Source organism: Paenibacillus sp. CF384 (assembly GCF_900106745.1).
Lineage (GTDB): Bacteria > Bacillota > Bacilli > Paenibacillales > Paenibacillaceae > Paenibacillus_Z.
This window is the reverse complement of record NZ_FNNV01000001.1, coordinates 721,647-731,909: the sequence shown is the minus strand read 5'-3', so window position 1 is coordinate 731,909 and position 10,263 is coordinate 721,647. Positions and strand designations below refer to the sequence as shown.

General features: G+C 47.2%; 10 protein-coding genes. 8 read left to right on the top strand and 2 right to left on the bottom strand.

What is annotated here, in order from left to right:
• Window positions 1-90 precede the first annotated feature (90 nt).
• Complete coding sequence (gene hisC, locus BLW29_RS03345) at window positions 91-1,209, bottom strand: histidinol-phosphate transaminase (protein WP_090976170.1); 1,119 nt, start codon at window positions 1,207-1,209, stop codon at window positions 91-93.
• Window positions 1,210-1,618: 409 nt separating this feature from the next.
• Between hisC and abc-f the strand changes: the two genes are divergently transcribed.
• From abc-f to BLW29_RS03310, 7 genes are all read left to right on the top strand, one after another.
• Window positions 1,619-3,103, top strand: a complete 1,485-nt coding sequence (gene abc-f / locus BLW29_RS03340) for a ribosomal protection-like ABC-F family protein (RefSeq protein ID WP_090976168.1) — start codon at window positions 1,619-1,621, stop codon at window positions 3,101-3,103.
• Between the two features lie 253 nt (window positions 3,104-3,356).
• A complete protein-coding gene (locus tag BLW29_RS03335; protein ID WP_090976166.1) occupies window positions 3,357-3,893 on the top strand; it encodes a P-loop nucleotide/nucleoside kinase family protein in 537 nt (178 codons plus the stop codon).
• 67 nt (window positions 3,894-3,960) lie between these two features.
• Complete coding sequence (locus tag BLW29_RS03330; protein ID WP_090976164.1) at window positions 3,961-4,761, top strand: DUF3221 domain-containing protein; 801 nt, start codon at window positions 3,961-3,963, stop codon at window positions 4,759-4,761.
• A 140-nt stretch (window positions 4,762-4,901) separates the two neighbouring features.
• Window positions 4,902-5,567, top strand: coding sequence for a class I SAM-dependent DNA methyltransferase (locus tag BLW29_RS03325; RefSeq protein WP_090976162.1), 666 nt, complete (start codon window positions 4,902-4,904; stop codon window positions 5,565-5,567).
• Window positions 5,568-5,632: 65 nt separating this feature from the next.
• Window positions 5,633-6,151, top strand: coding sequence for a hypothetical protein (locus BLW29_RS03320; RefSeq protein ID WP_090976160.1), 519 nt, complete (start codon window positions 5,633-5,635; stop codon window positions 6,149-6,151).
• Between the two features lie 55 nt (window positions 6,152-6,206).
• Window positions 6,207-7,019 (top strand): alpha/beta hydrolase, encoded by an 813-nt coding sequence (locus BLW29_RS03315; protein ID WP_177186472.1) that lies wholly within the window; start codon window positions 6,207-6,209, stop codon window positions 7,017-7,019.
• Between the two features lie 61 nt (window positions 7,020-7,080).
• On the top strand, window positions 7,081-7,740 hold the full coding sequence (locus BLW29_RS03310) for an alpha/beta hydrolase (RefSeq protein WP_090976156.1): 660 nt from the start codon (window positions 7,081-7,083) through the stop codon (window positions 7,738-7,740).
• 95 nt (window positions 7,741-7,835) lie between these two features.
• Here BLW29_RS03310 and BLW29_RS03305 read toward each other — a convergent pair whose 3' ends face one another.
• Window positions 7,836-9,071 carry an outer membrane protein assembly factor BamB family protein gene (locus BLW29_RS03305; RefSeq protein ID WP_177186471.1) on the bottom strand — a complete coding sequence of 412 codons (1,236 nt, stop codon included), beginning with the start codon at window positions 9,069-9,071 and terminating at the stop codon, window positions 7,836-7,838.
• Between the two features lie 577 nt (window positions 9,072-9,648).
• On the opposite strand from BLW29_RS03305, the gene BLW29_RS03295 reads away from it, so the two are divergent.
• Window positions 9,649-10,254, top strand: coding sequence for a hypothetical protein (locus tag BLW29_RS03295; protein WP_090976150.1), 606 nt, complete (start codon window positions 9,649-9,651; stop codon window positions 10,252-10,254).
• Window positions 10,255-10,263: the final 9 nt, after the last annotated feature.

Genomic DNA, 10,263 nt, shown 5'->3' with positions numbered 1-10,263 from the left:
GCAAGTGGCATTAAGTTGCCACTTGCTTGTTTTCTTGTCCATCATGCTCACGATTCTTTATATTTGCGTCGTCTTAAACAGCGAGCGTGTTTATCGATCCGCCGTTACTATCGATTGTCGAAGTGCATGAAGCAGTATTTGATTCTCCTCGGGTGTGCCGATTGAGATTCGAACATGGTGCGGCAACCCCCAAGCTGCCCCGTATCGAACAATGACCCCTTGCCGCATCAGCTCGTTGTAACGCTGTTCCGCATCCTCGCCAAGCTCAACGAGAATAAAATTACTCATGCTTGGGGTATAAGCTAAATCAAGTTCCCTAAAGCCCTGATACATCCGCAAACGTTCTTCCTGCACCAGCAGGCTGGACTTTCGGACATGGTCATCATCTAGAATCGCTGCCTTGGCTGCTGCTTGTGCAAGAACATTTACATTGAACGGCTCCTTCACTTGAAGCACCTCTTTAATAATCGCTGGCGAGGCGACTCCGAAGCCCACTCGAATTCCCGCTAATCCATACACCTTGGAGAAAGTTTGCAGAACGATGACGGGATAACCTGCTTTAACAAACTCTATACCATCCGAGTAATCGTCTTCGGTTACAAAGTGACTGTAGGCGGAATCGAGCATAACGAGTACATAAGGTGGTAATGCATCTAACAACTCCGTCAGCGCCGACTTGCGCAGGATCGTTCCAGTCGGGTTATTAGGGGAGCATAGATAAAGAATCTTCGTACGTTCACTGACAGCTTCGAGTATTGCGGAAACATCGTATTGATAATCTTCTGTCAACGCGACCGTTCGGATAACAGCCCCCATCAATTGACCTCCGAACACATATTCACTGAACGAAGGACCCGGCACAATGATTTCGTCCCCCGCCTCGATGAATGTCTCGGATACAAGCGTAATCAATTCATCGCCTCCGTTGGTGATAATGATTTGCTCAGATGCAAGCCCATATCGCCCAGCTATCGTTTCACGTAAATCCACTGCCTGCGCGTCGGGATACCGATGAATATGAACCAGCAACTCGTTTATCGCTTCCAATGCTTTTGGTGAGGGACCCAGAGGATTCTCATTGGAGGCAAGCTTTACAACGTGTTCAAGTCCGAGCTCCTGCTGTACCTCCCAAATCGGCTTGCCCGGCGAATAAGGCTTCATGCTTTTCAATACATTCCGTGCTTGAATTTCTGACTTTGTTAAGGGCATGATAGGTTCCTCTTCTCTTTGAAAAGTTTATTTATATCTTGTTGATATTCACTGCGTTAATGCAATAATACAATAACGCGTTACTATAATAAAGTGTTTTTTTGATTTCGGAATCGGCAAGTTCGACAGGTATCGGGTTGAAACACCTTCGTCCATGTGTTATGATGACACCAAATTTAACGATGGGAGTGATTGAATAATGTAATATTTCTTGCCGGTCTTAGGGGATAAAACAAAGGTGATTTTTGCGTTGTTTTGTTCTTTATTGCCGCGAGAAAGTTACTTATTCTTTCACTCTTTTATATACTCCTTCTGCCATCCGTACGGTTGGTCTGATGTATATTTTTGAGCTGCGAGAAAAGTAACTTTCTTGCAGCTCATTTATTTTTCAGCAGAAGGAGGAACTAACATGTCAACGATTCAAGTATCCAACCTGACCTTTGCGTATGAAGGCAGCTACGACACTATTTTCGAAAAGGTCAGCTTCCAGATCGATACCGATTGGAAACTGGGATTCACGGGCAGAAACGGGCGCGGCAAAACGACGTTTATGAAGCTGCTCCTCGGTAAATTGGAATACGGCGGAACCATATCGTCGCCGGTCAGCTTTGATTATTTTCCATTTTCCGTTAATGACCCGGATAATCTGACCATGGATGTCGTAAGCGACATTTACCCGGATTATGAGCTTTGGAGGTTGGAGCGCGAGCTTTCCCTTCTCAAAGTCGCGGAAGACGTGCTGTACCGGCCGTACAACACGTTATCGAATGGAGAGCAGACGAAAGTGCAGCTAGCGGCTTTATTTCTAAAGGAAAATCATTTCCTGCTGATCGACGAACCAACCAACCACTTGGATGTGCATGCGAGAAAGCTGGTCAGTCAATATTTAAACGGGAAAAAGGGGTTTATTCTGGTATCTCACGACCGGGCGTTTCTCGATCATTGCGTGGATCATATTCTGTCGATTAACAAAACCAATATTGACATTCAGAAAGGAACCTTCTCCAGCTGGTGGGCAAACAAACATTTGCAGGATCAGTTCGAGCTGAACGAAAACGAAAAACTCGTCAAAGACATCAAACGACTATCCGACGCCTCCAGAAGAACAGGCCAATGGTCGCACGAGGTGGAGAAAAGCAAAAACGGAACACGCAATTCCGGTTCCAAGGTAGACAAAGGATATATCGGGCACAAAGCCGCCAAAATGATGAAACGCTCGAAGTCGATTGAGCAGCGGCAGCAGAACGCGATCGATGAGAAATCCAAGCTGCTCAAAAACATAGAAACGTCGGAGAACCTGCACATTTCGCAGCTGGTTTATCCTAAGCCCCTACTGGCTGAATTGGACCATGTGGCTATACACTATGACGGCAGAACGATTTGCCGGGACATCAGCTTCACGATTAACCAGGGAGAGCGAATTGCTTTAACCGGGCCGAACGGTTCGGGAAAAACAAGTCTGTTAAAGCTGATCCTTGGCGAAACGATTCCGTACACCGGCGCATTCCACAGAGGCAGCGGATTGCAAATCTCCTACGTCTCCCAAGATACTTCCCATTTAAGAGGTGACTTGTCCGACTATGCCCGGGAGCAGGGTATTGATGAGAGCTTGTTTAAGACGATTTTGCGCAAGCTTGATTTCTCCCGCATACAGTTTGAGAAAGACATGTCTATGTTCAGCGGAGGTCAGAAGAAGAAGGTATTGATCGCCAAAAGCCTATGTGAACAAGCCCATCTGCATGTTTGGGATGAACCGCTTAACTTTATTGACGTTATTTCCCGGATGCAGATTGAGGAAGTGCTGCTTGAACATCAGCCTACCCTGATTTTTGTAGAACATGACATTGAATTCACGAGGAAGATTGCAACGAAAACGGTGGAGCTGAAGGGCTAACGCTTACTCACAAACGAACGAAAGGAATGGATAAGATGTTGGATGAGATTGTAGATGACAGAGCGAACCGCTTGCTGACAATAGAGGTGGTTCGCGCTAAGATCGCGAAGTGTCGGAAGACAAGAACAGTATCCGAATGAAGTCCGCGTAAACCGCGGGCTTATTCGTCGTATATCGGATCATGTTCTTGTCAGTGAAGAAGATTTCCGACAGACCGCTGCAAACTATGAGGTAGTTTAGAGGAGGAATAGGCATGAATACGAATCAAAGGAACAGGAGCGTCATTTACTTGATATCGGGACCGCTTGGCGTCGGCAAATCCACGACTTCCAAAGAACTGGCACGTAAAGTCGGGCCATGCGTACTGATCGAGGGGGATATGTTGCTTCACATGCTCAAGAACGAGCTGCCCCTCTCATGGGAAGAAAAATTGCGCCTCACTTGGGATAACATTGTAGCTTTAACGAGAAATGTGATACGTAGTCAGATAAACGTCGTCATCGATTTCGTCGTCGAAGATGAATTCGAATGGTTCTGCGAACAAATAGCCGACCTGGACGTAGACCTGAAGTATATGATTCTTCTAGCCAATCAAGAAACCATTATCGAGAGGTTGACGATCAGAGGAGATCTGGATTCTTTGGAGCGTTCTTTGTTTCTAATGAACAAAATGGAGCAATCGCCACACGTAAATCGATTTGGTTACCATACAACGGGAAGCCGGCCCACGGAAACGGCAGATGAAATTGTTATGAATACCCGTTATGATGTTGAGCTTAATCCGCTGTGAATTTCAGCAACTAATGCATGGCTTCGTGCGTTAAAGGTGTAAACACCGATGAAAGGAAGCGTGCCTCATGAAGCGAATGACCATTACTGTACTTCTGGCTGTTCTTCTGTTAACCGGCTGCGGCCCCCGCATGGAGCCTAGTGACAATGTGCAAGGCGGCAACGACAATAATATCGTCCAAGTAACCGACAATGAAGTAAAAGGTTCCGGGACCATCGATCCAGTGAGCGAGCCCGGAGAAGTTCGCGGTTTTCTCCAAGACCATCAGATTGCGAACGGCGATATCTATTTAAAGGACGGGCTTCTCTATATCAATCTCGTCAAACCGACCGAAAATGGCGAGAAGTTGCTGGCTGACCGCTATAAATCGGGGACATACAAGACGGTGCGCGTTACACACTCAATTGAGGAACTGCAGGCAGCACAAGATAAGCTCGGCGATCAGGATTTATTCAGTAGGCTAAATTTATACTCGACAAGTATTGATGTGATCAAAAACAAAATCACTATATCGATGCCGGATTCAAGTGAGGCAGAAGCTAAGCCCGAAATCGAGAAGCTGATTGATCCCAATCTGATCGAATACGACATTCAGAAGCTAAGCGAGACGCCCGATGTCGTCGGCACAATCTCGAAAATCGACAACGAGTCGCACCGCATCCTAGTTCTGGAAGAAGGTAAGACCGAGCCAAGCTACTGGTTTAGCTTCAACGATCATTCGGAAATGGTAGACAGCACCGGGGGTTCAGTCACCTTTGACGATTTGAAGGAAAAAGGCAAAGTGCGGGTATGGATCAACGGCGCAGTAATGGATTCCTTCCCAGGTCAGGCGGGAACCCGCAGACTTGAGCTCGTTACTTCGAATTAAGGAACGAAGCGTAAGGGGATAAAAGTGAATATCAATATTTTAACAAGGCTGCCGGGCATTTGACTGGCAGCTTTGCTGCATGAATGGAAGGATAGTGCGTATGCGGAGTGGAATTAGTCAGTGCGGAGGTGTGTTGCATAGTGGACTATTCTCAGAATGATAAGTCTAAGATAGCGCAAATGTACGACTGTATCGCCGAGATTTACGAAGAACATTCCACGCCTCTGACCCATTGTCAATCTTTCATAGAGGAATTCTTAGAAGAGAATGTACGTGCAGGGCAGCGTGTACTTGATATTGGTTGTGGACCTGGACACTTGACGAATGAATTACCTCCTGATGTGGAAGTGGTCGGGCTTGATTTATCGGCTTCTATGGTTGATATGGCGCGATTGAAACGCCCTTCCGGTACATACCTCGTGCACGATTTTCACAAGGTACTGCCTGCTGAACTCGGGAAGTTTACTACCATAATAGCTAACGGATGCTTCGATTTTTGCGAGGACCTGGATCAAGTCCTTAGTAATGTGGCAGATGCACTTGCAAGTGGAGGTCGGTTTTACTTCACCATTAACGAGCGCCGCGCAGAGTTGCCCTTTCATGATGCCCCTTGGATTGATGCTACCGGTGGACTGTCAGATACTCGGATATTTTTCTGGACGTTTTCCGAAACCGCCATCGCCGTTGAGCGCTGCGGACTTCGACCACTAACGTATCGGCACGCGCCTGGTTGGGAGAACGAGTCCTTGCAGACAACTATGTTTTATGGCTATTGGGTAGTAGAACGTCTGCAGAAGTTGGAGTAAGCAGGGGGAATTTTCGTTCGATAGGATAGGGACTAGAATAATACCGATACCTGGAGGAATGCAACTTGAGAAGAGTGCATGTAGTCTTGTTGTCTGTCATGTTGTTGCTTGTCCTGGTGGGATGCCAAAATAGTTACAGCGCGGCAATTCAAGTTGCGAAAGAATACGCCAAAACGCAATACGAAGTAGAAGATTATACGAATGTCACGTTTCCAAGCAGCATTCAAATAAAAGAGCGGGAATTGTCGTCCCTAATAACCGATGATTTTATCCCTGCAAGTAGGAGGGGAACTCAGAGCCGTGTTATTGAACTGCCACTTCAAGTAGCTCAAGCGGAGCAGTCTACGATTAGCGTTGAGAAGGTTCATCTTATTCCGAGTAGTAAAGATGATATCAAAAATGAATCTAATAAATTCTTTAGATACGATATGACTTTAGTAGTAACAAATGGCCAAGAGGAATCGAAGAACGTTCATATAAACGGTGTCTTGACGATGCAAAAAGTAAACAACGAATGGAAAGTTAGCTATGATTGGAATCGAAGTGAAAAAGATTTGGTTAAGTTGTTGACGAGACCGTTGTGAGAGAATCTATGAGTGATCCTATATCAGCTTTCCTATGAGAGAGGAGCAGCATCAGATGTTGGAACGAGAAATTCAAATCATTTCAGATGTGATCTATGGGGAGGCGGACGGCAAGCCGCTATTGCTCGACATCGCTTTGCCATCGCAGCGGGGAGGTAAACTTCCGATAGCAATGTATATTCATGGAGGCGCGTGGTTATGGGGGGACAAGGCTGAACCTTCGGAGAGCGGGATGTTTGTTCGACACTTTGCAGCCCAAGGCTACCTCTCCGTTAGCATTAATTATCGATTCAGCAACGAAGCGATCTATCCCGCTCAGTTGCATGATGCGAAGGCGGCTGTGCGTTGGCTTCGAGCGAACGCAGAATCTTTCGGTGGCGATCCGGCTCGGATTGGCGTCTTCGGGCATTCCGCCGGCGGACATCTGGCCGCATTGCTAGGTACGACTGGACACGTAGAAGAAATGGAAGGCTGTAGCGGAAATCCCGGTATTTCCAGTTCCGTGCAGGCGGTTGCCACCTGGTCGGCCCCAGTCGATTTCCTGCAGATGTTGGACGGCTTTCATGATTCACCGGAGTCGTTGGAATCTCGACTAATTGGCGGATACGTGAGAGAGCATCAGGAAAGAGCAAAGCTTGCCAGCCCGCTTACATTTGTAACAGATGCTGCTCCGCCCTTCTTGATCATTCACGGTACTGAAGATGAGATTATTCCATTCAATCAGGCAGAAATTTTACACGAAGCGCTTCATAATTCCAGTATTCTGGCAATCAAAGGGGCGAATCATGGTCTTCAAGGCGGCAATCTTGGCTGGGAAGATGTTCTCCAGATGACTGAAATTTTCTTTAATCGACATATTCGGAGCTAGCCCGTAGGCTAAATGAATTCGAATATATGCATGCATGATGTTAATACAGGAGATGAGAGATATGAAGATTGCGGGAGAGCTCGTAACAGAGACGCTTGAGTATGATGGTGGTCGACAGGTTACGGTGTATGTTCCTCACGAACCACCGCAGGCAATTGTGTTCGCCGGTGATGGTCAGTTGATCTCGCAGTGGGGCAGGTACCTCGAAGCGGCCGCTGACGTGCCGCCCACGATGATCGTCGGCGCGCACCGGACGTCCAATGCGGATGAGATGGTGCGCATCCATGAGTACTCACCTCCGTTCGATCCGGAACGGTTCGCGGCACACGAGAAGTTCTTCGTCGAGGACGTCCGCCGATGGGTGCGATCACGCTTCAGCGTCGAGCTGCCCGCCAAACGAACCGCGGTGTGCGGTGTGTCGGCCAGCGGAGAGCTCTCACTCGCCATAGGGCTTCGGCATCCGGATATCTACGGTACGGTCTTCTCCGCGTCGCCAGGCGGAGGGTACCGCCCGCCCGCCGAGATGCCAAGATCTCTGCCGCTCACCTACCTCGTGGCCGGTACATTGGAGCCGTTCTTCCTAGAGAACGCGACCCGGTGGGCGGATGCGCTGCGCAATGCAGGGGCGGACGTTGAAATGAGAGAGCGGATCGCGTCGCACGACGATGTGATGTGGCGAGAAGAGTTTCCGCTGATGGTGGCTTGGGCGTTTGGACGATGAACAAAAGGCAGCCGGCACAAGAGTGTCGGTTGCCTTTTGTTGATTAATTTGAAAAGTTAATTGTAACCTGTCAGCTTAGTCCTAATATAACTTCATTATCCAATGCAGTAGATCATGCCGTTAGATGTCACTACATAAGCACGGCCATTGCTGTAATCGCTAAATGGGGCAGTTGCAATAGGCCCTTTTGCATGGAATTTCCATAGACCGGTGCCATCCGGCCGGACGGCGTATACGTAATGATTGGATGTTGCGAAGAAAATAACACCCGTGTATATGAGTCTAGGTGTTCCTATGACGGCACTTTGCGTGAATGCTCCTTGCTGACTGTACTTCCATTTCAATGTGCCATCAGTCGATAATGCATAAAGCTTGCCCGCTATGGATGTTCCAAAATAAACCGTGCCATTCCAAATTTGGGGAGCGGCGCTCACTTCGTCATTTAGGAGAGAGTAATGCCATTTCACCGAGCCGTTCGCGTTCAGAGCGAAGACGCCGCTCGATGTCGAGCTCACGAACAATTCGTTCGTAATGGATTGAACAGCTGGATAAATCGTATCGGTCGGCTTCCCGATGGTTGCTTTCCATTCCAGTACGGGATTGGCGAGCGAAATTTTAATGGTATAAGTGCCTGGTACCTGTACGGCTACTGCATTACGCGTACTAATTGCATAGAGTTTGCCAGAGAGGGAGCCTGCGTAGACGACATTATGGTTGTCGATTTCAGGCGGGTTGCTGAAATAGTCAGCGAATCTATATGTCCACAGCACTTTGCCGCTCGGGCTGATGGCAGTTAATTTACTATATACTTCGGCATTCGACAGGACGTAAATATTGCCATAAGTATCGAAAATGGCATGGTCAATCGTATTGCCGATTGGTAGCGTCCATAGGAGGGAGGGTGTGACGTGATCCTCGAACGAGTATGGAATTTGATAGGCATATAACATGCTTTGGGTACCGACGTAGAGTGTGACACCCGAGTAGTTGGGTCTCGAGGCAAGCGATGTAATCGGCTGATCGTAATCAAACTGTTGGACGTTTTGATAGTCCTCATTAATGAGGTCAAATACATACAGATGATTACCGTTTCTAACGTCCGAGGCCGCAACGAACAAGTGGTTCAGTGCGTGTACGGGACCGATGATTGCTCCTGTTCCGATCGGCTGTTTCCAAACCAAATACGGCGAAGGCAAGGTCAGCCACGGAATCTTGATAACTGGAAGGTGGATGATGTTGTTGTCGGCGGAAGCGGGGGCGGGGGCGGTGAAGATGAAGCACATCATACATGTTAACAAACTAATAAGCAGCGTCTTGAAGCGATGGTTCATTCGCATTCATCCTTTACTGGAAGTGTTGTCCAACTTCAGCATACGCTGTCAAACTGCAGTTGGAACCCGATAAAGGCACATTCTTTATATTGACTAAGGAACAAACGTTCGCTAGTATTAGTGTTAAAATATAACAAATGATAAAAGGGGGGATTGAGATTCGTCTTATCTTTTTGATATTACTATGTTGTCTTTTGAGTGGATGCAGTAGCGATAATGAGATGGAAGCTTTGAGTAAGCGGAGTCATTATGAACCCTATACATTTTCTGAAAAGAAAAATATGCAGTCTATAGACCTCGATAATGGAATTCATGCCTACGACGAAGACGAAAGTAGTCAATCCATATGGTGGGAAAGTCAGAATGGCTTATTAGCTCGCTACGTGTATTACATTAACGGTAATCAGGCTCCGTTAGGTGAGTATAAACTAACACAATCTGAGCTAATAGACTTAGTTAATCAAGTTCAATAATAGATGTGCTAGATGTAGAAATCGAAGAGTTTGTTAAGAATATGAACATCATGGATGGAAACCAATTCGGCATATAAAGTTTTTTAACAGATTCGGAGGGACTAATGAAACGTAGAACCAAACTAATCAGCTCGATTATCGGTGCGGCTGTTGTTGTTTTACTATATTACTTGCTGGTCGGCTTTCCGGCTGCATGGACGATGCAAATGGCGGATATCGCGAATAACACGGATAAGTTTACGGATAAGCATGGTTACACCGTTCCGGGGGAGTATTCCGTTACCGTCGATTTGGCCGATTTGGAAAGCAACGTGGGTAAAGAACTGTACAATGACGGGGCGCACCGCATTTATGTGATGTGGTTCGATAACGTCGATTTGCAGGGCGGAGGTTATCGAATCGGATTTCGGACGGTCGGAACGTATTCGAGTAACGGAGCCTCATTAATTTCAGGCACACATCACAAGACGGTAGGCGAACACGAATTCACGTCCGAGACGAGTGCGAAGATGACGGCCGAATATAACGGAAACGTGTATGAAAGCGCTACGTACGGCACCAGTGGCATAAATTTCAAGGATGGGGATGAATTTTCTTTCTACCTCTTTCCGAATGATGCGTATAAGAAAGATGGGATCACGCAAGACGAAAAAGGCACTGTCCGTCTGACGGTCACGGGCTTGTATCAGAATTTATGGTCCAGGAAATAGGGAGAACTC

Excerpts from the sequence above, each read along its gene's own strand:
- BLW29_RS03305 (WP_177186471.1), bottom strand. The coding sequence starts at position 9,071 with ATGAACCATCGCTTCAAGACGCTGCTTATTAGTTTGTTAACATGTATG.
- hisC (WP_090976170.1), bottom strand. The coding sequence starts at position 1,209 with ATGCCCTTAACAAAGTCAGAAATTCAAGCACGGAATGTATTGAAAAGC.
- BLW29_RS03295 (WP_090976150.1), top strand. The coding sequence starts at position 9,649 with ATGAAACGTAGAACCAAACTAATCAGCTCGATTATCGGTGCGGCTGTT.
- BLW29_RS03315 (WP_177186472.1), top strand. The coding sequence starts at position 6,207 with ATGTTGGAACGAGAAATTCAAATCATTTCAGATGTGATCTATGGGGAG.
- abc-f (WP_090976168.1), top strand. The coding sequence starts at position 1,619 with ATGTCAACGATTCAAGTATCCAACCTGACCTTTGCGTATGAAGGCAGC.
- BLW29_RS03310 (WP_090976156.1), top strand. The coding sequence starts at position 7,081 with ATGAAGATTGCGGGAGAGCTCGTAACAGAGACGCTTGAGTATGATGGT.
- BLW29_RS03335 (WP_090976166.1), top strand. The coding sequence starts at position 3,357 with ATGAATACGAATCAAAGGAACAGGAGCGTCATTTACTTGATATCGGGA.
- BLW29_RS03330 (WP_090976164.1), top strand. The coding sequence starts at position 3,961 with ATGAAGCGAATGACCATTACTGTACTTCTGGCTGTTCTTCTGTTAACC.